At 67.4% G+C, this 23,567-nt stretch carries 19 protein-coding genes; 7 read left to right on the top strand and 12 right to left on the bottom strand.

Annotation, left to right across the window (positions count from 1 at the left end; genetic code table 11):
• Positions 1-60: 60 nt before the first annotated feature.
• Complete coding sequence (gene tbsP / locus BLW38_RS11605; RefSeq protein WP_092817389.1) at positions 61-879, bottom strand: transcriptional regulator TbsP; 819 nt, start codon at positions 877-879, stop codon at positions 61-63.
• Positions 880-1,164: 285 nt separating this feature from the next.
• On the opposite strand from tbsP, the gene BLW38_RS11600 reads away from it, so the two are divergent.
• Positions 1,165-2,262, top strand: coding sequence for an archaeosine biosynthesis radical SAM protein RaSEA (locus tag BLW38_RS11600; protein ID WP_092817388.1), 1,098 nt, complete (start codon positions 1,165-1,167; stop codon positions 2,260-2,262).
• Here the strand turns inward: BLW38_RS11600 and BLW38_RS11595 are convergent, their stop codons facing one another.
• Both BLW38_RS11595 and BLW38_RS11590 read right to left on the bottom strand, forming a co-directional pair.
• Positions 2,263-3,585 (bottom strand): MFS transporter, encoded by a 1,323-nt coding sequence (locus BLW38_RS11595; RefSeq protein WP_092817387.1) that lies wholly within the window; start codon positions 3,583-3,585, stop codon positions 2,263-2,265.
• Positions 3,582-4,631 (bottom strand): enolase-like domain-containing protein, encoded by a 1,050-nt coding sequence (locus tag BLW38_RS11590; protein WP_092817386.1) that lies wholly within the window; start codon positions 4,629-4,631, stop codon positions 3,582-3,584. The genes BLW38_RS11595 and BLW38_RS11590 overlap by 4 nt, the downstream gene beginning before the upstream one ends.
• Before the next feature lie 174 nt (positions 4,632-4,805).
• On the opposite strand from BLW38_RS11590, the gene BLW38_RS11585 reads away from it, so the two are divergent.
• Positions 4,806-5,390 carry a DUF2150 family protein gene (locus tag BLW38_RS11585; RefSeq protein ID WP_092817385.1) on the top strand — a complete coding sequence of 195 codons (585 nt, stop codon included), beginning with the start codon at positions 4,806-4,808 and terminating at the stop codon, positions 5,388-5,390.
• Positions 5,391-5,400: 10 nt separating this feature from the next.
• On the opposite strand, the gene BLW38_RS11580 is transcribed toward BLW38_RS11585, so the two are convergent.
• From BLW38_RS11580 to BLW38_RS11555, 6 genes are all read right to left on the bottom strand, one after another.
• Positions 5,401-7,188, bottom strand: coding sequence for a hypothetical protein (locus BLW38_RS11580; protein ID WP_092817384.1), 1,788 nt, complete (start codon positions 7,186-7,188; stop codon positions 5,401-5,403).
• 51 nt (positions 7,189-7,239) lie between these two features.
• On the bottom strand, positions 7,240-8,073 hold the full coding sequence (locus BLW38_RS11575) for an ABC transporter permease (protein WP_245710186.1): 834 nt from the start codon (positions 8,071-8,073) through the stop codon (positions 7,240-7,242).
• Positions 8,070-8,987: an ABC transporter permease gene (locus BLW38_RS11570; protein ID WP_092817383.1), complete on the bottom strand. Its 918-nt coding sequence runs from the start codon at positions 8,985-8,987 to the stop codon at positions 8,070-8,072. The genes BLW38_RS11575 and BLW38_RS11570 overlap by 4 nt, the downstream gene beginning before the upstream one ends.
• A complete protein-coding gene (locus tag BLW38_RS11565; protein ID WP_092817382.1) occupies positions 8,987-10,138 on the bottom strand; it encodes an ABC transporter ATP-binding protein in 1,152 nt (383 codons plus the stop codon). The genes BLW38_RS11570 and BLW38_RS11565 overlap by 1 nt, the downstream gene beginning before the upstream one ends.
• A gap of 1 nt (position 10,139) precedes the next feature.
• On the bottom strand, positions 10,140-11,261 hold the full coding sequence (locus BLW38_RS11560; RefSeq protein WP_092817409.1) for an ABC transporter substrate-binding protein: 1,122 nt from the start codon (positions 11,259-11,261) through the stop codon (positions 10,140-10,142).
• Between the two features lie 286 nt (positions 11,262-11,547).
• Positions 11,548-13,311 (bottom strand): thiamine pyrophosphate-binding protein, encoded by a 1,764-nt coding sequence (locus BLW38_RS11555; RefSeq protein WP_092817381.1) that lies wholly within the window; start codon positions 13,309-13,311, stop codon positions 11,548-11,550.
• Between the two features lie 152 nt (positions 13,312-13,463).
• On the opposite strand from BLW38_RS11555, the gene BLW38_RS11550 reads away from it, so the two are divergent.
• Positions 13,464-14,699, top strand: coding sequence for a Zn-dependent hydrolase (locus BLW38_RS11550; RefSeq protein ID WP_092817380.1), 1,236 nt, complete (start codon positions 13,464-13,466; stop codon positions 14,697-14,699).
• A gap of 125 nt (positions 14,700-14,824) precedes the next feature.
• On the top strand, positions 14,825-15,292 hold the full coding sequence (locus BLW38_RS11545) for a hypothetical protein (RefSeq protein ID WP_143040872.1): 468 nt from the start codon (positions 14,825-14,827) through the stop codon (positions 15,290-15,292).
• Between the two features lie 16 nt (positions 15,293-15,308).
• Here the strand turns inward: BLW38_RS11545 and BLW38_RS11540 are convergent, their stop codons facing one another.
• Positions 15,309-16,010: an ArsR/SmtB family transcription factor gene (locus BLW38_RS11540; RefSeq protein ID WP_092817378.1), complete on the bottom strand. Its 702-nt coding sequence runs from the start codon at positions 16,008-16,010 to the stop codon at positions 15,309-15,311.
• A 118-nt stretch (positions 16,011-16,128) separates the two neighbouring features.
• Positions 16,129-17,616, bottom strand: a complete 1,488-nt coding sequence (locus BLW38_RS11535; RefSeq protein ID WP_143040871.1) for a trimethylamine methyltransferase family protein — start codon at positions 17,614-17,616, stop codon at positions 16,129-16,131.
• Positions 17,617-17,861: 245 nt separating this feature from the next.
• On the opposite strand from BLW38_RS11535, the gene BLW38_RS11530 reads away from it, so the two are divergent.
• Complete coding sequence (locus tag BLW38_RS11530; protein WP_092817376.1) at positions 17,862-18,242, top strand: Rid family detoxifying hydrolase; 381 nt, start codon at positions 17,862-17,864, stop codon at positions 18,240-18,242.
• A 112-nt stretch (positions 18,243-18,354) separates the two neighbouring features.
• Positions 18,355-18,666 carry a hypothetical protein gene (locus BLW38_RS11525; protein WP_092817375.1) on the top strand — a complete coding sequence of 104 codons (312 nt, stop codon included), beginning with the start codon at positions 18,355-18,357 and terminating at the stop codon, positions 18,664-18,666.
• Between the two features lie 35 nt (positions 18,667-18,701).
• On the opposite strand, the gene BLW38_RS11520 is transcribed toward BLW38_RS11525, so the two are convergent.
• Entirely contained in the window at positions 18,702-20,426 is a 1,725-nt protein-coding gene (locus tag BLW38_RS11520) for a formate--tetrahydrofolate ligase (protein WP_092817374.1), read from the bottom strand.
• 270 nt (positions 20,427-20,696) lie between these two features.
• Between BLW38_RS11520 and folP the strand changes: the two genes are divergently transcribed.
• Positions 20,697-23,270: a dihydropteroate synthase gene (folP, locus tag BLW38_RS11515; protein WP_092817373.1), complete on the top strand. Its 2,574-nt coding sequence runs from the start codon at positions 20,697-20,699 to the stop codon at positions 23,268-23,270.
• Positions 23,271-23,567 lie beyond the last annotated feature (297 nt).

Raw genomic sequence — 23,567 nt, 5'->3', positions numbered from 1 at the left:
ACCGCGACCCGACCGGGTGGCCGAGGTCGCACGTCTCCGTCGTTCGGACCGTCGGCCGGGCTACTCGAGCAGTTCGGCGGTCGTCGACGCGAGTTCGACCGGGGACAGGCCTCGAAGCCGGTCGTCGCCGAGTTGTAGCCGAAGCCGGGGGCGACCCACGTCGATCGGTACCTTCTCCGTCTCGATCACGCCGTGGTCCTCGAGATCGGTCTTCGTTCGGGAGAAGGTGGCCTTCGAGGCGAGACCGACGTCCTCGCCCCATTTCGAGAGGTCGTACAACAGGACGCCGTGTTTCGCGGCCACGAGCAACGCGACCGCGACGGCATCGAGCCGGTCACCGGTCTCGGTGTCCTCGATCGCCTCGAGGATCGCCTCGAAATCGGCTCGGGGCTCCTCGCCGATCGCCTCATCCATCGTCTCGCGGACGCGGTCGAGCGCCGGCGTGCGAAGTCGGTAGTCCGTCGCGTCGGCGAACCGGTCGCGGTACGCGTCGCCGACCGACCCGGCGAACGCGGGATCGGAACTGGAGAGCACGCCGACGCCGCCGGTCGACTCGACGATCGCCGAGACGTCCGTCGACGTGACGAGCAGGGTCGTCGAGAGGTCCGTCGACGGCGTTCGGATCGTCAAGGTTCGCCGGTCGATCAACGCTGCAGCCTTCGAGGCACGCAGGAATCCGTCCATCGCGTCCGCGATCGTCGCTTCCTCGACGAGCAGCCGAACGTGCGGAATGGCTGGTGTGTCGGGATCGATACCGGCGGAAACGATCGCCTCGATCGCTTCAGTGGAGGGGTTGACGACGAGGAGATCGTCATCGGAATCAGCGGTCGCCGATTCGAGAACGGTCTCGACATCGGCGTCCACAGTAGTGGAGACCATTCGGTAGGTATTGGATCGGCTCGTTCATACTTAATATTATGGGGCGATTCAACCTATATCATATGTGAGAATAATAAAATAATCATTTATTCCGTACAAATGATCGGTGAAAACTCGAAGGATGGTCGGGATGTGCGCGGAATCGTGAGAGAGGACCCGAACGCGAACCGGCGCTCGCGGTCGAACTGACGACCGGATTCGGACGACTCAACGATCGAATCCGGGCGATTCGACGATCGGGTCCGGACGAAGCGGATTTACGCGCCGGTCCCCGAGGTCCCCGTAATGAGCACGCCGACCCCCGAGGCCGCCGAACAGGGGCGCGGGATGGACGCGCACAACGCCGTGATGCGCGAGGTCCGCGCCGAGCGGGACGAGACGTACGACCCCCACGAGCCGACCCGCGTCTGGATCGACGAGGACAACACTCCCGACGGCGTCCGCCAATCGTTGACCATCATCCTCAACACCGGCGGCTGCCGGTGGGCCCGCGCCGGCGGCTGTACGATGTGTGGCTACGTCGCCGAGTCCGTCGAGGGCGGCAGCGTCACCCACGAGGCCCTGATGGACCAGATCGACGTCTGTCTGGATCACGAGCAGGCCAACGCCGACGAGCCCTCGCGGCTGGTCAAGATCTACACCTCCGGGTCGTTCCTCGACGAGCGGGAGGTCCCGGCCGAGACGCGCGCGGCGATCGCCGAGACGTTCGCCGACCGCGACCGGATCGTCCTCGAATCGCTCCCGGATTTCGTCACTGCCGATGCCGTCAGCGACTTCACCGACGTCGGGCTGTCGACCGACGTCGCGATCGGCCTCGAGACGGCGACCGACCGCGTCCGGCACGACTGCGTGAACAAGTACTTCGAGTTCTCGGACTTCGAGGCCGCCTGCGAGGAGGTCCGTGCGGTCGACGCGGAAACCGACGACGTGAGCGCGGGCGTGAAGGCGTACCTCCTGTTGAAGCCTCCCTTCCTCGCGGAGCCGGAGGCCGTCAACGACATGATCGCGTCGATCCGGCGCTGTGCGGACGTCGATGGGTGTCACACCGTCTCGATGAACCCGTGTAACGTCCAACGGTACACGATGGTGGACGAGCTGTTCTTCGAGGGGGGCTACCGCCCGCCATGGCTCTGGAGCGTGGCACATATCCTCGCGGAGACCGCGGACGCGGACGCGATCGTCGTCTCCGACCCGGTCGGACACGGCTCCGATCGCGGCGCCCACAACTGCGGCGAGTGTGACGACCGCGTACAGACGGCGATCAAGGACTTCGACCTCCGGCAGGACCCGAGCGTCTTCGAGCAGGTCGACTGCGAGTGCGAGCGGACCTGGGAGCACGTGATGGCCGCGGAGACGAGCTACAACATGCCGCTCGCGCGGTGATCACGTCGTCGTGGATGCCCCATCGTGCCGGTGGAGCCAGGTCGCACAGCCGATCGCGATCACGCCCGCGACGGCGCCGATGGCGAACGCGACGCGATAGCCCGTCATCGTGTACACGCGCACACCGTCGAGCAGTTCGCCCGTCCAGTAGGCGTCGAGCACCGTCCCCATCAGCGTGGGGAAGGTCGCGGCGCCGAAGAAGGAGGCGCCGTTGATAGCCCCGATCGCGACGCCACTCGCGCGGTCATCGTACCGCGATCGGACCATCGGGTAGGTGAGGACGAAGGCGCCAACCAGGCCGCCGACGGCGAGGAAGACGACCCCGACGACGAAGAACGGCGGGTCCCCGACCGCCGCGATGATCCCCAACGCGGCGGTCTGTGCGATCGCAGCGCCGACGACGAACGTGGTTCGGACGCCGGTCCGGTCCGAGAGCCAGCCGAACGCCGGCGGGCCAGCGGCCGTGCCGATGCCGCCCAGGAGGGTGATCGTCGAGGCGGTCGTCACCGAGACGTCGTAGACCTGGACGACGTAGGGAATGCCCCACAGACCGATGAGCGTGAGCTGGACCCCGCCGGTGCAGTACAGCAACACCGCGACGGCCCACGCCCACCGGTCGGAGAGGACCCGCACGGCGTAGCCGCCGATCTCCCCCATCGATGGGCGGTCCTGATCGGGGACGCCGGTCACCGGTTCCAGTCCGGCCGCCGAGGCGGTATCCCGGACGAAGATCAAGGTCGCCGCAGCGACCACGAGGCCGGCGACGCCGAGACCGGCGACAGTGGGTCGCCAGCCGGCCGCCGAGACGACGACCGCAAGGGGTGTGGTGGCCAGCAGGCCGCCCGCGCCGCCGACGGCGAACGAGATGCCGCTCATCGTGCCGAACTCGTCCGGGCGGTACCAGTTCGCACAGAATCGCAACACCGCGACGAAGATGAGGCTCCCGCCGAGGCCGATGAGCAGCCGAGCGGCCAGCGCGGTCGCGTAGCTGCCCGCCAGCGCGAACCAGACCGCCGCGAGGTTCATCACCGTCGCGCCGGCAGCGGCGGTCAACCGGGGACCGAACCGGTCGACGAGAATCCCCGTCGGGAGCTGCAGCAGGGCGTACACGAGGAAAAAGACCGCGTGAAGCGTGCCGAGTTGGGTGCCGCTCATCGAGAGCGCCCGCATCAGGTTCTCGGCCAGCACCGCCGTCGAGAGCCGGTAGAGGCTCACGAGGAGGAACGACGCCGCGAGGATCGCCCACAGGGCCCACCGGCGGCGGGTCGGATCACGCCAGATCGATCGCAGCGATCCGATCGATCGGATCGATCCCGAAGTCATCGCGACCGACGGAACCCCTCGAGGTCGTCGATCGCGATCGGGCTCGACGGGTAGGGCGGCTCGGTGGCGGGATCGTTGAAGACGCGTGGTGCCACGTCGTTCGGCCCGTCGGGGTACAACAGCGACGCGAGGATCTGTATCTGTCCGCGGCCGACGCCGAGCTCGAATTGCCCGCCGCCGTAGAGCCGGATCCCGTTCTCGCGGCAGTACTCGACCGTCTCGAACAGCGACCGGATCGAGCCGAACCGGGAGGGTTTGACGTTACACCACCCCGGATCGACCGGCAGGGATCGGAGGCTCTCGAGACTAGTGACTGGATAATCAAACGAGAGTCGGTCAGCCGCGCTCGCGAGCCGATCACGGGTGTCATCGGTAAACGCGGCGTCCTCGATGACCGCCTCGGGAAACCCGTCGAGGACACGGTCGTACAGGGCGGGATCGGCCGGGACGTCGACGTCGGTCCCCTCGTACCAGCCCTTCAGGTCGAGCACCCGAACGGCACCCGTCTCCGTGAGCGCTTCGACCAGGTCCGCGGCCCACTCCGGCGTCGGGTCGAGCTTGAACGCCAGGTCGGGGTCCGCCTCGAGCAGCCGCCGTACGCGGTCGACGCTCGGCGGGTCCCCGAGCCGGGTCGAGACGACGAACCGAACCGGATCGAGCGCCCGGTCGAGCACGCTCGCGAGGTCGGTGTCAGCCTGCCGGAGGGCCAGATCGAGGGCCGCGCTCTCGTAGGCCCACCGACGGTACGCCCGGAAGCCCTCCCGCTCGGGGGGCTTCGTCTCGAACAGGTCCAGCTCGGCGAGCCGGTTCGACAGCGAATCGATCGTCCACTCGCCCTCGATCCCGACGGGCGGGGCGTCGGCGAACGCCTCGTGATCCGCCGTCTCGTAGGCGACGTCCTCGCCGCGGCCGGTTTCGCCGTCGCCCGACAGCGCGATCTCCGTGGTGACGCGTTCGAAGCCGCTCGTGGTGTCCGCGCGGTGGCGAGTTCGGGCCTCCGACTCGATGGTGACCGGCAGGTCGGCGATGGCCGCATAGAGGTCCATATCGGACCAACTCGCGGACCGCACTTGAAGCTTACAGCCGCGGATCGGGTCGCCGCCGGATCATCTCCGTCGCTGCATCCCCCATCGCTGCACCGTCCCCGCCGCCGTGCCACCGAGTCTCGCGAGCCCGGGCGATAGGAAAGGCATTTGAGTGGGCCACGTGACAGTTGGGACATGACCGAGGACGCCGACGAGGCCGTAGAGACCTTCTATTCCGAGGAACGCTGGCAGAACTGGATCTCCCGGATCGAGGAGGAGGAGCTCGACCCCGAGAACGAGGACTCCGCCCGCCTCCTGATCAACCTCCAGGATGACGCCGCGATCGCCGTCGCCAAGGTCCTCTCGGCGTACGAGGACGGCCGGATCGACGAGGACCGCGCGCTCGAGGAGATCGAGGACGTCCGCGAGATCGTGCTGACCGAGGTGGACTTCGACGACGAGGACAAGACGATGCTGATCGACGGCGTCCAGACCTCGCTCGTCCCCGTCTTCTACGCGGCCGAGGAGTACATCGTCGGCGGCGTCGTCGAAGGCGATCTCGACGAGTACGTCGGCGCAGCCGCCGACGCCGAAGCCGACGAGGACCTCGACGCCGCTCTTGGCTACATCGTCCAAGCCGGCACGCGCATCATCGATGGCGATCAGCTCGACATCGAGCTTGTGGAGAACATCGAGTACGGCCTCGTCTCGGAGTGGGTCAACGGGCTCGACTCACTGCAGTCGGCGATCCAGGATCCGGAAGTCGTCGAAGAAGACTGAGTCGGCGGGATCACTCGCTCACACGGACGAAGAACGTCCGGGTGACGCCGTCCGAGAACTGCACGGTGATGACGAAGAAGTCATCTTCTGCTGGGGCATCGTTGCTGTTGCTGAAGTCAACCGTTATACTGGTTCCGTCCTGCGGAATCGTTATCGGTTGGCCGAGTTTTTTGAATTCACCAGGAACCGTGAACGATGTAGATCCGATAGTCGCGGAATCGATCTCTCGAGTTATACCTTGACCGGGATTTTCGGGAATTGGGTAATAATAACTGAACCCGAGCGCCTCAATCGTCACTTCTTCGCTCGCCTCCAGCGTAACGGTGACTTGATTGTCGTTATTTCCGTTCCCGATCGTCGACGGCGGATCCACGTAGACGCTTGCAGCCGGCGACGAGCTGACATCCTGTGGCTGCCCACCACCGCCACTCCCGGCGGGGTACAGATCGATCGTCGTTTGGTCGGCGGTCGACGTGGCGTCGATCGCGGTGGCAGTGACGCTGACCGGATCGGTGACGCCGTCGGTGTCCACCCGGATCGGGACGGTCCCATCGGCGTCGGTGGTGGTGACGAACGAGGAGCCACGATCGGTACCGGTCTCGTCGAGCAGCGTCGTCCCCGACGCCTCGAGCCGAACCGAGGCACCCTCGACGGGATTGGTGAACGCATCGTTGACACGCACGCGCGTCTCGGCGCGCGCTTGATCGGTACTGAAAGTCTGGCTGGTCCCGTCCGTCGCAACGATGTAGGCCGGATCGGGGTCAGGAACCGTCGACGACGTGTCGGTGCTTCGGAGTTCGACCCGCGAGAGGCGGAGTTGATAGGTGAGATCGGCGCTGCCGTTCAGCGTGAGCGCGACGCGCTCGGTGTCGTCGCCGGCGGCGGTGACGTTGTCGGCGGACAGCACCCGGCTGTACCGATCGGTGAGCGCGGTCCCTGTCCGGGCAACCCACTCGTCGGCGGTCACGCCCGTCGGTGTCGCCATTCGGATCGTGATGTCACTTCCGTCCGGCGATCGCACGCCGACCGACCGGGTCGAGGTACTCACGGACTCGGTCGTGATCACGGCGTCTTGCCCGCCGGCCGAGAGATCGCCATCGACCGTCATCAGGTGGATCCGCTCGCCGTCTTCGCCGCCGACGAGCGTCTGGCTCGCCAACGGAAGGGGCCCGCCGTCAGTAACTCGGTACGCCTCCTGGCCGGTGACGACCATCGGTTGTGCATTGAGAACGTTGTAGTTCGGCTCGAACTGGAGGTCCCGTGTCGTGTAGGTACTGCCGCTCACGTTCGACCCGATGAACGCTTGGGTGTTTGCGGGTTCACTATCGACCGCCTCGATGTTCTCGATCGCGATCGTCCGCTCGCCGGTCGCTGCGAGTCGGTTCGGCGGGGGACCAGGGTTGACGAACACCAGCCGGTTCGGGTACGACGCCCCGGTGTGTACCGTCGTGCCGCGGGTCGTGTCCTGCCCGGCAGCCGCGAGGACGTCGTTGCGGACGTCGACGAGATCGGCAGCCGCGTCCTGGTAGGCGTCGAACTCAACCTGCCGGTTCTGGTCGGGGATCACCGTCGCCTGCATCACCGAGATCGAGACGATCAGGAACCCGAACAGCAACACGGCACCGATCTGCACCGACTGGGCGCGACGGTCCTCGCGGATGCCGGACGCTCGCTGGTGGCCCGTTCGACCCCCGGTCCGCGATCGGCCCCCGGTCCGCGATCGGCCCCCGGTCCGCGATCGGCCCCCGGTCCGCGATCGGCCCCCGGTCCGCATCCGATCCCTCTCGCGATCGTCCATTACACTCTCCAAGGGGTCCCGACGGGCAAATAGTTGGTCCTCGATCCGCCGTCACTGCCGCGTGAGAAGGTCGACGCGGGTCAACGAGACGGCGACGAGCACCATCGTCACCGCGACGACGAGGAAGACGACGCTGATCACGTTCACCTCGGGGGTGACGTTGTACCGGATCTGGTTCCAGATGTAGACGGGCAGGGTCGGGTCGCCGGACCCCTTCACGAAGTACGTGTAGACGAACTCGTTGAACGAGAGGGTGAACGCCAACAGCCCGCCGGCGACGATCCCGGGGAAGATGTTCGGGAGCGTCACCTGCCAGAACGTCCGAAGCTCGTCGGCGCCGAGGTCCTTCGAGGCCTCCTCGAGTCGTCGATCGAAGGTGAGGAACGTCGGCAGGATGACCAGCGTCGCGAAGGGGATCGTCCGGATGACGTGGGCGACGACGACGGAGACGTACTCCGGCAGCCCGAGGGTGCCGTTGAAGAACAGCACCATCGCCACGCCCGTGACGACGAGCGGGACGATGATCGGGAGCGTCGCCAGCATCTGCAGCCAGTCCCGCCCCGGGAAGACGTATCGGTCGATCGCGTAGGCGATCATCGTCGACAGCGTGACGGTGATGATGGTCGCCGGCACGGAGATCGTGATCGTGGTCACGATCGCGTCGATCGCGGCGTCGTTCGTGAGGAACACGCGGTACCACTCCAGCGTGAGCTGCTCGGGCGGGAACGACAGCACCCCGCCGGCCGCGAAGGACATGAACACCAACACGGCGATCGGAATCCACAGGAACGCGATCACGAGCGCGATCACGGCCGTGGCCATCCGTGCGGCGTGGGTGTGCACCGTCCGTTCGACGGCCGCGGACAGGCTCGAAAGCGCGCTCACGCCTCCGCACCTCCCTGGCTCCGCTGGCCGAAGAGGCCGCCGCCGAACCGCGTTGCGAGGATCAGGAGGGCGACGACGACGACGGAGATCACCATCCCGATCGCGGCGCCGAAGGGCCAGTTGAACGCGCTCTTGAACTGGTTCTCGATCACCATTCCGATCATGATGTTGTTCGTGCCGCCGAGCAGTCTGGGCGTGATGAACGAACCGAACGTCGGGATGAACGTGAGGATGAGGCCGGTTATCACGCCGTTTTTGGTCATCGGTAGCGTCACCGACGTGAACGTCCGGATCGGGCCCGCGCCGAGGTCCTTCGAGGCCTCGATGAGGTCCGGGTCGAGATTGGTCAACGAGGCGTAGAACGGCAGGATCGCCAGCGGCAGCCAGACGTAGGTGAACCCGATGAGCACCGCCGGCTGGCTATACAACAGTCCCACCGCCGGGAGCCCGAAGAGGTTCAGCGTGGAGTCGAGCACGCCGTCGCTTTGCAGGATGTTGATCCACGCGTACATCCGGATGATGTAGCTGGTCCAAAACGGGAGGATGACCAACAGCAGCAACAGCGTCGTCCGCCGCGAGAACCGGACGATGCTGTACGCGAGCGCGTAGCCCACGACCGCGATGATCGCCGTCACCTGCAGGCTGATCACGAGCGTCTGCCAAACGACGGTGAGATAGGTCTCGGAGGTGAGGAAGTTCGTGTAGTTGCTGAGCGTCCACGGCCCGCCGATCTCACTCGTCTGGAAGGAGACGACGAGCATCACGAGCAGGGGGATCGCGAAGAACAACACGAGGACGGCGTACGGCGGCCCGGCCACCACGAGCGTCCGCAGGCGCGGGCGCGACCGGAAGTACGCCGTGATCGCGTCGATCCGGTCGCCGATCGCGGAGCCGGCGTCGGATCGCCCCGCCATCACTCGTCCTCCGTCTCTCCGCCGTCAGGCCGGTCCTCCGTCTCTCCGCCGTCAGGCCGGTCCTCGTCGTCACGCCGGTAGACGTGGACGTGCTCGGGCGCCCACGTGACGGTCACGTCCTCGCCGTTCCGGAAGGCGTCCTCACGGACCTCCGCCGAGACGGTGCCCCACGCATCCGTGTCCACGTCGTACAGGGAGTCGCTGCCCTGATAGCTCCGGCTCAGGACGGTTCCCGTGCTGGCGAAGGCGTCGGTCGCGTCCGTTTCCGTGGTCGCTGCGTCACGCAGGCTAACCTGATAGGGACGCACACAGACGTCCACGTCGTCGCCCGCGGCGACGTCGGCCGCGATCGCCGTCCGCGGAACGGGGATCTCGCCCGTGCCGGCGTCGATGAGGGCGCGGTCGTCGTCGAGGTCGGTGACCCGACCCGTGACGGTGTTGACGTCGCCGATGAAGTCCGCGACGAACCTGCTTGCAGGGTCCTCATAGAGATCCTCGACGGTCCCGATCTGCTGGGTGCCCCCGTCATTGAGCACGATGAGTCGGTCGGAGACGGCGAGTGCGACCTCCTGATCGTGGGTAACGTACAGAAACGTTGTGTCCGTCTCGGTCTGGATCCGCTGGAGCTCGGTCTGCATGTGCTGCCGAAGCTTCCGATCGAGCGAGGAGAGCGGCTCGTCAAACAGGACGAGCGCGGGCTCGTTCACCAGCGCGCGCGCCAGCGCGACGCGCTGCTGTTCGCCGCCGGACAGCTCCGCCGGGGTTCGGTCGCCGTACCCCTCCAGCCGGACCATCTCGAGCATCCGCTCGCTCCGCTCGCGCCGCTCCGCCTTCGGGACGCCCTGCTGTTTGAGCCCGTAGCCGATGTTCTCGGCGACCGTCAGGTGCGGGAACAGCGCGAGGTCCTGAAAGACCATGTTGACGTCGCGCTCGAACGGGGGCTTGCCGACGATCTCCTCGCCCTCGAGGGCGATCGTCCCGGCGGTGGGCTCCTCGAAGCCGGCAACCATCCGAAGGACGGTCGATTTCCCCGAGCCGCTGGGCCCGAGGATCGAGACGAACTCGCCGTCCTCGACGTCGAAGTCGACGTCGTCGACTGCCACGAGGTCCCCGAACTCCTTGGTGAGCCCGCTGACGTGTAGCAGCGACATCCTAGGCGGCCTGTACCGCGGTCCAGATCTCGTCATACCGGGACCGGACCTCGTCCGAGAGCGTCTCCGAGAAGACGAGGTTCCAGTCGTCCGGCCAGTTCGTGAACTCCGCATCCTCCTCGGAGAGCTCGTCGCTGATGTCGACGGCGGGCTGGTAGCCCATCGTCTCGAACAGCTGTGCGGCGTTCTCCGTTTGGCTCGCCCAGTTGGTGAACTGGAGGCTCGCGATCGGGTTCGGCGCACCCCTCGGGATCACGAACAGGTCGCTCGTGTACATCGCACCCTCCTGTGGCGCGGTGTAGTGGACCGGCGCACCCTCGCTGAAGCGGGCGGTGTAGGTCCGACCCATCGTGAGCGGCCCGGCGACGACGTCCTCGTTGACGAAGAGGCTCATTCCCTGCTGGTAGTCGCCCCAGTAGGTCCGCAACAGCGGCTTCTGCTGGATGAGGACCTCCTCGATCTCGTCGAAGTCGTCCGGCTGGATCGGGTCCTGGCCGGTGTAGAGCGCGGCGATCTGACAGGAAACCGTCGCGTTGTCCCACATACACAGCTCGCCCTCGTGTTCGTCGTCCCAGAGGACGCCCCACGAGTCCGGCGCCGAGTCGAAGTACTCGTCGTTGTACGTCAGCGGATACAACACGAGCGCCTCGGGAACCGCGTAGACGCTGCCGTCCTGTCGGTAGGAACTGGCTTCCTTGATCCGGTCGGTGATGTTGTCCCACGCTGGCATCACGTCGACCGGAATCTCGTGGAGGAAGTCGTTCTCGATCGACCGCTCGACCCAGTTCGTCGTCGCCGCGATGTTGTCGATGTCCTCATTGCCGGCCTCGAGCTGTGAGTACCACTGGTCGGGCGAGGAGAACCCGCTGTTGCTCACCTCGACGTCGTACTCATCGCCGAAGGCGTCGATCGCCCACTCGGCCCAGTCGTCGTACCAGTTCCACATATTCAGGCTCGAGCTGATGTCCTCCGGCGGCCACTCGGTGACGTCCATCGGAACGCGGTCGTCGCCGCCACCGCCGCCACCGCCGAGGCAACCCGCCGTCGCCGCGAGGCCCGTTCCCGCAGCCCCCTGCAGGAACCGGCGCCGGGAGACGCCCGAGTCGAGACTGAACTTACGCATACGATCCTCCGTCACATCGCGCCGTCGTTCGGTATTCCATCTCGAGTGCCATAGACTACCGATCTAAACTCTCACAAATAAGACTGTCGGAGGTGAGGGTTCGAGAAACCGAAAGGATCCAAGAATCCGTACAGACGGCTGAATAACACGTAGTGAAGACGATAGATGCTGACCGAACAGTCACTCCGAGGCGGGTCCTGACGCCGGATATCGGTAACGCCGGAGATCGGTGACGGCGCCGGGTCGTGAGTTGCCGAGCCGGCGACGTCGACGGTCGATCGCGGTCTCAATCCCGAACGGCGACGTCGAGCACGGTCGGCCCCCGCTCGTCGATCGCGTCCTCGAGCTCCGTCGTGAAGGCCTCGCGGCCGACGACGTCGCGGCCGGTCGCGCCGTGGCTTTCAGCGTTGGTCGCGATGTCGACGTGCGGGTCGAAATCCATCGCGGTGAACCCGTACTCCGACTCCTCGCCGCCGAGGACGCGAAGCGTGTTGTCCTTGAGGATCCGGTAGTTCGCGTTGTTGGAGACGACGACGGTGAGATCGACGTCGTGTCTGACCGCGGAGTAGATCGTGTTCGGATAATAGAGATAGGATCCGTCGCCGATGATCCCGATCACCGGCCGGGGATCCTCGCGGTCGTTCTCGGCGATCGCGGCCCCGACGGACGCCGGGAGCCCGTATCCCAGTCCCCCGGATTTGTTGCCGTGAAGTCCCTCCGGACCGAGATCGAATTCGGAGAAGACGGCGCGACGCGTCGTCACGCTCTCGTCGACGAGGTACGCATCGGGCGCAACAGACTCGATCGTCTCCACGAGCGCTGCCTTCGAGATCCGCCCGTCGGCGTCGGCCGGCGTCCCGGTCGTCCCGGTTGTCCCGGTCGTATCGGCCGGTGTGCCCGACTCGGCCGAGGAGTCGGTCGAGTCGTCCGCAGCGGCGGCGCGGTCGCGTTTCGTCGCGGCGACCGCCTCCAGGCGGCGGTCACGCTCGGCGGCCGAGATGCGCGAGTCGACTGCGTCCGTGAGGTCCGTAAGGGTCGTCTCGATATCGCCGACGACGCTCACGTCCGCCGGCTCGTTCTTTCCGAGCTCCCAGGGGTCGGTCCCGACGTCGATGACCGTCGTGTCCGCGGGAACGACCGGATCGGTGAAGCCGAGCGTCGGCGTGTTGGTCGAACAGCCGACGCGAACCAGCGTGTCGGTGTCGGTCACGTCACGGACGTCGTCGACGGTTGCCCCCGAGACCCCGATCCACTGGTCGTGGTCGGTCGGGAAGTCGACGCTCGACTGGAGGACCTCGCCGTGGACACGGACGCCGGCCGCCTCGGCGAAGCGGACCGCCGCCGCGACCGCGTCCGCTCCCGACCAGGCGATCTGGTCGCCGACGATGAGTGCCGGTTCTTCCGCGTCGGCGATGACCTCGGCCGCGCGGTCGACGGCCGCGGGGTCGGCGGCGCCGATCGAGGGGGGCGCCTCCAGGGGACGAACCGCGGCATCGGTCTCGGCGGTCACCACGTCCAGCGGCAACGCGAGGAAGACCGGCCCCGTCGGCGGCGTCATCGCAACCTTGAACGCCCGACGGAGCATCTGCGGGAGCGCGCCGACGCGTTTCACCTCGGCGCTCCACTTCGTGAACTGCTGGGTCATCTCGAGCAGGTCGCCGTGCAGGATCGGCTCCTGATGCTGGACGTCGGTTCGGTGACAGCCGGCGGTCACGACCAGCGGCGCGTTCGAGACGCTCGCCGCGTAGAGGTTGCCGAGGCCGTGGGCCATCCCCGGCGCGATGTGGAGGTTGACCACCCCGACCGGCGGCGTTTCCCCCGATCGGACGGCCTCGCCGATCGGCGCTCCGATCCGGTCCCGAAGCGTGCAGGCGTATCCCGAGGCCATTCCGACCGCGATGTCCTCCTGAAGGCCGAGGATATAGTCGAGATCGGCGTCGTCGACCGCCTCGACGACCGGAACCTCGGTCGTTCCGGGGTTCCCGAAGAGGTACTCGACGCCGTACTCCGATAGCGTCTCCACGAAGAGGTCGGCTCCTGATCTTGGCATACGAGTGACTGTACGAGGCGGCCGCGCCGTTAATTAGTTATCGCTCCGTAACCAAGAGTTTGGATGAAATACGGATATATTGTTAGAAGTCGATCTGGAGACAATATATTGGGCACCGACAGAACTATTCCCGAGCCGTGTGGGATGTCGGTATGGACCACACGCTGGCGATCGATCCGGATCGATTCCGCCGCAGCTTCGAGGAGTACTCGGCGATCGGCGCCACGGACGACGACGGTCTGCACAGATTGACACTCACGGACGAGGACGCCGAGGTGCGTGACCTGTTCGTCTCGGACCTCGAATCGCTCGGGTTGGACGTGACGGTCGACGAGATGGGCAACGTCTTCGGACGCCGGGAGGGGGCCGATCCGGATGCCGACCCCGTGCTGATCGGGTCGCACCTCGACTCCCAGCCCAAGGGCGGCCGGTTCGACGGCCAGCTCGGCGTGCTCGTCGCCCTGGAGACGATGCGCGCGCTCGAGGACGCCGGGATCGAGACCGACCGCCCCGTCGAGATCGTGAACTGGACGAACGAGGAGGGGTCCCGCTTCGAGAGCCCGATGCTCGGCAGCGGCGTCTTCGTCGGCAACACGCCGCTCCAGGACGCCTACGACCTCACCGACGACGACGGCGTCCGGCTCGAGGACGCCCTCGAGCGCATCGGGTATAAGGGCGATGCGTCGTGTGAACCGCGGCCGCTTCACGCGGCCCTCGAGTTGCACATCGAGCAGGGCCCCTACCTCGAGGAACACGGGAACGGCGTCGGCGTCGTCGAGGGCGTCTACGGGATGGCGTGGCTCCAGGCCACGATCCACGGTCACGCGGACCACGCCGGCCCGACCCCGATGCACACCCGGACCGACGCGCTGACCGCCGCCGCGAAGGCGATTCGGGAGGTCGAGTCGCTTCCGCTCCGGCTCTCGGAGGACGCCGTCGCGACCGTCGGTCGGATCGACGTCGAGCCCGATTCGATCAACGTCATTCCGAGCCGCGCGGAGTTCACGATCGACGTCCGGAGCTACGACGACGACGTCGTCGACCGCGCGATCGACGAAGCTGAGTTCGAGGTCGCGACCGCCGCCGATCGGGCCGGCGGGGAGTACGACCTCGAGCAGATCTGGCGCATCCCACACACCGAATTCGCCCCGTCGGTCGCGGACGCCGCGGCCGCGGCCGCCGAGTCGGTCGACGCCGCCTACGAGCGGATGGTCTCCGGGGCCGGCCACGACGCGAAATACCTGAACGAGATCACCGACACCGCGATGCTGTTCGTACCCAGCGCGGACGGCAACACCCACAATGAAGCGGAGTTCACGTCCTGGGAGGACTGTGTCACCGGCGCGCGAACGTTCGCCGAGACGACGCTCCGGTTGACGACCGACTGAGGGTGTCGGACCGGGCGACGACGTGACACCGGCGCGATCGCCGGGTGCTGGGGTCCGACGTGCATATGGCCACCGCGTCGCTCGCCCGGCACAAGAGCCAAGACGATACCGGCCGAACCGGACGTATGGATACCTCCATCGACGTCGATCCGCCAGCCGAGGGCACCGACGAACGGGGGGCGGCGGGCGGCCGGTCCCGGATCGGAATGCGCGGCCGGCTGTTCGGCGTGCGTGCCTTCGCGGTCGCCGCGCTCGCCCTTGCGGTCGGCGGGTTCCTCGGAGGGATGGTTCCGATCGTCGGGGGGACCCTGGGCCGGGCGGTCGGGATCGCCGGCACGGCGTTCCTGCTCGGCGCGGTCCTCGCCGACCGACGGTACCTGGAGACGGGGCTGGCTGGACTCCTCATCGGCGCGGCCACGGCCCTTCTCGGGCTTCTCACCGTCGGCTTTCTCCCGGTCGGGGTCCGATTTCTGGGGGAGTACGGCGTCGGCGTCGCCGGATTCGGTGCGGTGCTCGGCGTGGTCCTGTCGATCGGCGGGTACTACTTCGGCCGCGATCTCCGCGACGGACTCACACGCGATATCGGCGGCTGATCACCGGACGGAGCGATCACCGAACCGAGAACCGATCGCCGTCACGCGAGAGCAACCCGGCGCCGTGGAGCCGGGAGAGGACGTCGTCGATCACGTCCGTCGAGGTCCCGACCTCGGAAGCGACCGCCTCCGGCGTCCCGTCGGTCTCGATCACCGCAGCGATGACCTCGACGTAGAACTGGCTGTCGGCGTCGAGGCCGAACCGGTCGTCGATCCGCGAGAGAACGGCCTCGATGCGGCCGTGAACCCATCGTTGTGCCAGCGAGAGTTCCCGGTCGAGATCCCGAAGCCGGTCGTATTCCATCGCGAGGTCGGCCAACTCGGCCGACTCCTCGATGGCCGTGGGATCCGTCGCTCCGTCCTCCGACGCCGTCGGCTCCGTGGGATCGATCTCGATCGAGAGGTGGGGACACCGCCCCGACATGTCCAGCCCGGGACTCGCCGGATAGGCGCTCTTGGCGCCGAACCCGTACGGTGAGACGTTGACCTCGAGCCGGAGGCTGCGGGAGATGTGGAAGTACTTGCGGCGTTTCTCGTCGGTCGTCGACTCGATGAGGCCGGCCTCCTCCAGCTTCCGGAGGTGGTCGATCACGGCCTTCGGGCTGACGCCCAGATATTCGGAGATCTCCGTCACGTAACAGGACTTCTTCGAAAGCAGGCGGAGGATGCGTCGACGGTTCTCGTTGCCGAGGAGATCGAGCAACACCGCGGAGTCCATTGACGTAAGGTTAGTGATCGTCGTATATAAGCACACGCATCGGAATCCGGATCGTCGATCCGCCGGTTACCGCCACGTTCGCTCGCCGCCGACTACCGTCCCGTTCGCTCGCCGCCGACTACCGTCCCGTTCGCTCGCCGTCGGTCGCCGCGATCGGCTCCAGATCGGTCCGATCGTCGACGTACGCCGCCACGTCGCGGGCGATTTCCTCGTTCATCGGGGGCCGATCGTAGGACTCCTGCAGCGTCCGGACCCGATCGGTCGCGGACTCGAACGCCGTCCGCGCCCCGTCGTCGGCCCACGCCTCGTGGGACCGCTTGTCGACGACGGCGGACCGATAAAATCGCGGATTCGCCGCCGACTCGGGCTCGAGGTCCTCGAGGAAGTGTCCCCCGGGGTCGACCGCGGCGAGCCGGTCGAGCGAGAGCGTCTCCGCGTCGACCCTGATCCCCTCTCGAAGCCGGTCGATCGCCCGGATCGTCTCGCAATCGAGGACGAACTTCTCCGGGGAGACGGCCGAGTAGGACTCGAGGATGCCCGCGGCGTTGAGGACGAAGTCGACCCCGCCGAGCGCGGTTGCAGCGCCGACGAGAGTCGACTCGAAGCCGCTCTGGTGGCCGACCCGCTTGGCGTCCGAGAGGCTTCCGCCGCCGCGGGAGGGCAGCCCGTAGCGGGCCGCCATCCGGCCGGCGAAGGCGGCGAACAGCGCGGACTCGGGGCCGCCGATCGACAGCGATCCGTACCGGTCGTCGACGACCGCCGACGGAACGCCGTAGACGACCGGCGTTCCCGGTGCCACCAGCTGCGCCAGCGTGATCGCCGCGAGGTTCTCCGCGTTCGCCTGCGCCATCGCGGCCGCCAACGTCGGCGGGCCGGAGGCGCCGGCCATCGTGAACGAGGAGACCACGAGCGGCTGTCGACGGTCCGCATAGGCCAACAACCCCGCGAGCATGTCCGTCCCGATGCGTCGCGGCGGCACCGTGTTGATCAGCCCGGCGACCACCGGTCGCGACAGGTCCGGATCGTCGGTCGCGATCCCCACGAGTTCGAGCCCCTCGCGGGCGCGCTCGGCGCCGTACGTCGGCCCGAGAACGGGCTTGTCCGACAGCGTCAGCGACCGATCGAGCATCGCGAGGTGGCGATCGCTGCGGTCGACGTCGGCAGGTTGACAGAGGTGATACCCCGCACAGGTGATGACGTCGGTCGCCTGCGCGAGCCGCGTGAGCCGTTCGTAGTCGGCGAGGCGGGCGTCGCGTCGCCCGTCGGCCGCCGTGTGGATCGTCGCGGGACCGTAGCTCGGAGCCCGGACCGGCGGTCCCTCGCCACCCACGACGACGTCGTGGTCCGGGTTCCGGGCGTGGAGCGTGAACGATGCCGGCGCTTGCTTGACCGCCTCGGCCACGAGATCCCGCGGGATCCGGACGACGTCGTCCGCGGTGACCGCGGCCCCGTGGTCCCGCAGCACCGCACGGGCCCGCTCGTGGTCCAGTTGGATGCCGAGCTCCTCGAGGACGCGGATCGACGCCTCGTGAACGGCCTCGATCCCCGCCTCGCCGAACGGGTCGATCGACATCCCGGCCGAGGGCCCTGTGTGGAAGCGAGACACTGTCAACGTGTTTTCAACAGCGACTTATAAGGGTTTACGCGATCGCGTCGGTTCGATCCGAAAGTCCGGACGAACACGTTGCAGTCCGTCGATATTTTTCCATCCTCCGTCGAATCGAACATTGAAAACCGTTGTTCAACGAAATAATAATATATTGATATGTTGTGGATTCCGATCGAGCGTGGGGCGGGCTCGCGGCGAGCGAACGGTACGTATTTGCACCGGGAGGTTCGATCCGGGAGCGTATGAAGCGACTCGTCAGCACCGACGACGCCGCCGCCGCGGTCGGCGCGTATAGCCAGGCGACGACGAACGGCGACCTCCTGTTCACGGCCGGCCAGCTCCCCCTGACGCCGGATGGCGAGCTGTTGGACGACGAGCCGGTCTCGGTCCAGACCGAGCGCTGTCTCGCCAACGTCGAGGCGATCCTCGAGTCCGAGGGACTCGGCCTCGAGGACGTGCTCAAGACGACGATCTACCTCGGCGACATCGACGACTTCGAGGAGATGAACGAGACCTACGGCGCCCACTTCGAGGAGGAGCCACCGGCCCGAAGCGCGGTCGAGGTCGGCGCCGTTCCGAAGGGAGCAGCCCTGGAGATCGAGGTCGTCGCCGACGCGAGCTGATCGCGCGACGACGATCGTCGGGTGACCGTCGTCAGCGAGGGGGCAACGACGAGCGGAGCGGAACCCACTCGACACGGTTTTTAAGGAACTTCGCGACGGAGGCCAACGCGGTATGCCCCTTGCCCTCCCCCTGATCGGGGTTCCGATCGACGGTCAGGACGTGATCGACGCGATCGTGCTCCTCGTCGCCGCGGTCGCCGGCTTCCTCTCGGCGGGCGTCATCGGCCTGCTTATCGGGCTCGGTGCCGGCTTCGCCTTCATCGAGATCACCGACGAACTGGCGCGGATCGACGACACACTCACGCACCTCGCCCGCGAGAACGAGACCCTCCGGAACCGGGTCGAGTCGCTCGAGGGAACGGTCGCGGAGCTCGAGGACGCGCTCGAGACAGCCGACGACCCGAACCGTTCGGATTCGGACTGACGCAGGAGACGATCGCCCGGTTGCGGCCGCCTGGCTCAGAACAGCCCCGAGATCGTGCCGTCCTCGTCGATGTCCATGCCGGCGGCCGCGGGCTCGGCCGGCAGGCCGGGCAGCGTGAGGACGTCGCCGGTGAGCACGACGAGGAACCCGGCGCCGGTCGACGGGTAGACCTCGGTCACCTCCAGGGTCCAGTCCTCGGGCGCGCCCTTGCGGCTCGGGTCGTCGCTGAGCGAGTGGAACGTCTTGGACATACAGACCGGCATGTCGTCGAACCCGAGGTCGGTGAGTCGTTCGATGTCCTCCTCGGCGTCGCCGTGGTACTCCACGCCGTCGGCGCCGTAGATCTCCGTGGCGATCGTCTCGATCTTCTCCGTGATCGGGACGTCGGCCTCATAGAGGTACTCGAAGTCGGAGTCCGACTCGGCGGCGTCCACGAGCTTCTCGGCGAGGTCCTCCCCGCCCGCGCCGCCGTCGCTGAAGACGGTCGACTCCGAGACGCGGACCCCCAGATCCTCCTCGCAGTGGTCGACCACCGCCTGTACCTCGGCGTCGGTGTCGCCGGGGAACCGGTTTATCGCCACGACGACCGGGACGCCGAACTGCTGGAGGTTCCGAACGTGTTTGTCGAGGTTCTCGAAGCCGCGCTCGACCGCCGCGACGTCCTCGTCCTCGAGCTCGTCGAGTTCGGGCGGCCACATATCCTGCCCGTGGTACTTCAGCGCCCGGACGGAGGCCACGAGGGTGACCGCGTCCGGCTCCATCTCGCCGAACCGGCAGACGATGTTCATGAACTTCTCGGCGCCGAGGTCGGACCCGAAGCCGGCCTCGGTCACGAGGTACTCCGAGAGGTGGGAGGCGAGCCGGTCGGCCATCAGGGAGTTGGTGCCGTGGGCGATGTTGGCGAAGGGGCCGCCGTGAACGAACGCGGGCGTCCCCTCGATCGTCTGGACGACGTTCGGCTTGATCGCGTCCTTGAGGAGGATCGTGACCGCCCCCGTGGCGTCGATGTCGTCGACGGTGATCGGGTCGCCGTCGCCGTCGTAGGCGACGATGATCCGGGCCACGCGCTCCTTGAGGTCCGCGAGGCTGTCGGCCAGACACAGCACCGCCATCAGTTCCGAGGCGGCCGTGAGGATGAACCCGTCCTCGCGGGGGACGCCGGTCACGTCGCCGCCGAGGCCGATCACGGTCTCGCGCAGGACGCGGTCGTTCATGTCCATCGCGCGCGGCCAATTGACCCAGTTGACCGCGACGTCGAGCTCGTTGCCCTGCTTGATGTGGTTATCAAGCATCGTCGAGATGAGGTTGTGCGCGGCCGTGAGCGCGTGGAGGTCGCCGGTGAAGTGGAGGTTGATGTCCTCCATCGGGAGCACCTGCGAGTAGCCGCCGCCGGCGGCGCCGCCCTTGACGCCGAAGACCGGTCCGAGCGAGGGCTCGCGGATCGCCACCAGCGCGTCCTTGCCGATCCGGTTGAAGGCCTGTCCGAGCCCGACCGTCGTGACGGTCTTGCCCTCCCCGAGCGGCGTCGGCGTCATACCGGTGACGAGCACGAGCTTGCCGTCTGCCTCGTGCTCGGCGACGGTCTCCTCGATCGCGTCGAGACGTACCTTCGCTTTGTCCTCCCCGTGGAGCTCGAGATCCTCCCGGTCGAGCCCGAACGGTTCGACGACGTCGGCGATGTGTTCGGTCTCGGCCGCGTCGGCGATCTCGTAGTCGGTCGGGAACGACGCGTCGTCCTCGGCGTCCGTGTCAGGTGCCATCGTGTTCGAATCGTTCCGGCGTGCGCGTTATCAATACTTCCCATACGTATCAGAAATATCAGTAGTCATAGTTACCGGCGCGTTCGAAACGCACCGATTCCGGCTCGATCGGATCCATACGTGACGTCACCCCGATGATCCGTCCCCGATCGTTCCGTACGACGACCGAATCGAAGCCACACAAACCATATAACTGACACGTTGTGCTCCGGCTCGGTGGAACGGCCGCGCGGCGGAGTCTTTACTGGCGACCGCACGGACCGCTCCCGTATGGAGTACCACGAGGCGGTCGCCGCCCTGGAGGAACTGCCGCATCTTCGCCCCGACCTGGGGACGGATGCGACCGCCTCCCTGCTGGCGCGACTCGGCGACCCCCAAACGGCGGTCCCGGCCGTGCAGGTCGCCGGCTCGAACGGCAAGGGCAGCACCGCGCGCGTCCTGGCCCGCGTGCTCCGGGAGGCGGGCGCCGACGTCGGCTTGTACACCTCGCCCGATCTGAACGACCTTCGGGACCGGATCCGGGTGAACGGGCGGCGGATCCCGGAGCGGGAGATCGTCCGATTCGTCGCCGACAAGTGGGTGGATGCGGTCGCGGCCGCGCCGGACGGCACCGAGCCGACGTTCTTCGAGGCGTTCACCGGGCTCGCTCTGTGGCATTTCGACCGGCGTGACGTCGACATCGCGGTGCTCGAGGTCGGGATCGGCGGGCGCTACGACGCCACGAGCGTCGTCGATCCGGTCGCGGCCGCGGTCACGTCCGTGAGCCACGAGCACACGGACGTGCTGGGCGAGGACCTGCCGACGATCGCCCGCGATCTCGCGCAGGTCGCGCCCGCCGACGTGCCACTGGTCACCGGCGCCACCGGGGATGCTCTCGCCGCGATCCGCGAGGTGACCGACGTCGTCACCGTCGGCCGGGACGCCGGAACGGGCGCGGAGGCAGCCGACGTTCGCGTGACCGAGACGGCGACGTCCGACCGCCGCCCGCCCGCGTCCGTCGTCTCGATCGAGGGACCGGATCTCGACGTCCAAACGAGAACGCAACTGATCGGCGCCCATCAAGCGGTCAACGCCGGAGTCGCCGCGGCTCTCGCGGCCCAACTCGGCCGCGAACCGGCGCTTGCCGACGTCGAACCGACCGCGGCGAACGTCGTCGCGGGGATCCGGAACACGACCGTCCCGGGCCGCTTCGAGGTGTGTTCCGCCGAGCCGCTCGTGGTGCTGGACGGGGCGCACAACCCCGCCGCCTGCGCGACGGTTGCCGACACTCTCGACCGATTCGACCACGACGACCTCCATCTCGTCCTCGGCGCGGTGCGCGAGAAGGACCACGTCGGAATGGCTCGGTCGCTGCCCCACGCCGACCGGATCCACCTGACTGCGCCCGCGGTCGAGCGCGCCGCCGACGTCGAGACGCTCGAGACGGCCCTCGACCAGGTGGCCGGGACCGATCGCGCGGCGAGCGCGCTCAACGCCGTAGAACGCCACGACTCGGTCCTCGACGCGGTCGAGCGCGCGCTCGCGTCGGCCGACCCGGACGACTGCGTGCTGATCACGGGATCGCTGTACGTCGTCGCGGAGGCCCGCGATCGGTGGACGCGTGCGCCACGCGTCGTGCGCGCCGACACTCCCGCCCGCGCTCGGTCGGTGATGCGAAGCGCGAACGTCCCGAAGTCGGCTCGCGAGCGTCACGTCGACCGGTTCTCCGGACTGACGGTTCGCGTCCACGTCCGACAGGGGACGGCACACGAGCTGGCCGACGCGATGGACGACCTCGGCGGTACCGGCGTCGTCTCCGGCCTCGACGCCCCGGACCGACACGTTGAGACCGTACTTTCGGGGACGCGAGCCCGATTCGACGTGTTTCTGACCCGGCTCCGCGAGTCATCGCCCGCGGATCGCCGACTCGCGTCGGCCATCGCGACCGCGGTGGATCGCGATCTGAACGGGGCGGTCGGTGACGGCGGATCGTCGATCGCGGCAACGCGATCGGAGGCGGGCACCGACGCCGACGGCACGGCGGTGATGGGGATCCTCAACGTCACGCCGGACTCCTTCCACGACGGCGGCGAATACCGCCGCGTTCCTGCGGCGGTCGAGCGCGGCCGCGAACTGGTCGCGGCCGGCGCGGACGTGATCGACGTGGGCGGCGAGTCCACGCGCCCCGACGCCGACCCCGTTTCCGCGGCGGTCGAGCGCGACCGCGTCGTCCCGGTGATCGAGCGCCTCGCCGATCTCGACGTCACGGTGTCGGTCGATACCCGGAAACCGTCGGTCGCCCGCGCGGCCCTCGAGGCGGGCGCGGACGTGGTGAACGACGTCACCGGGCTGGCCGACGCCCGGATGCGCGCGGTCGTCGCCGAGGCCGGCTGTCAGGTCGTCGTGATGCACAGCCTCTCGGCGCCGGTCGATCCCGCGGAGCGGTATCCCTACGACGACGTCGTCGACGAGGTGTTCGACGAGCTTCGCGAACGGCTCCTGCTCGCCGAACGGGCGGGGATCGACCGCGAGGACGTGATCGTCGATCCCGGTCTCGGGTTCGGGAAGCACCCGAGCGAGAGCTTCCAACTGCTCGACCGCCTCGGGGAGTTCCGGGCGCTGGACACGTCCGTGCTCGTCGGCCACTCCCATAAGTCGATGTTCGACGGAGTGGGATCGAGAGCCCGCTCGGAGACGGCCGGTGCCGCTGACGGGGATGCTCCCGACCGTCTCGCGGCGACGGTGTCGGCAACGGCCCTGGCCGCCGAACGGGGTGTCGACCTGGTGCGGGTCCACGACGTCGCCGAGAACGTCGCGGCGGTCGGGGCCGCCGTGGCCACCGCGGCATCGATCGACGGCTCGTGATCGGCGATCGCATCGCCGACACGCGGTATCTCCGACGTGACGCGTCCGAAGTGATGCGACACGTCCGACGTGACGGGATACATCCGACATGGAAAGACGATACGGATGAACCGGAAACACGAAATATGCGAAAAGTGATAGATTGTGTGGTCGAGACCGGTGATCGCGGGACCGATCCCGAAGGAGGCGGTCTTTTAATGTCGTCCGGGGATCGATCCTCGAACGAGTATGACATCGACAGCCAATGACATAGACCTCGACGCGGGATCGATCCGTCGATCGACGACCCATCGATAC

It is taken from the genome of Halopenitus malekzadehii (assembly GCF_900108505.1).
Taxonomy (GTDB): domain Archaea; phylum Halobacteriota; class Halobacteria; order Halobacteriales; family Haloferacaceae; genus Halopenitus; species Halopenitus malekzadehii.
This window is presented reverse-complemented; position numbering and strand designations above follow the sequence as displayed.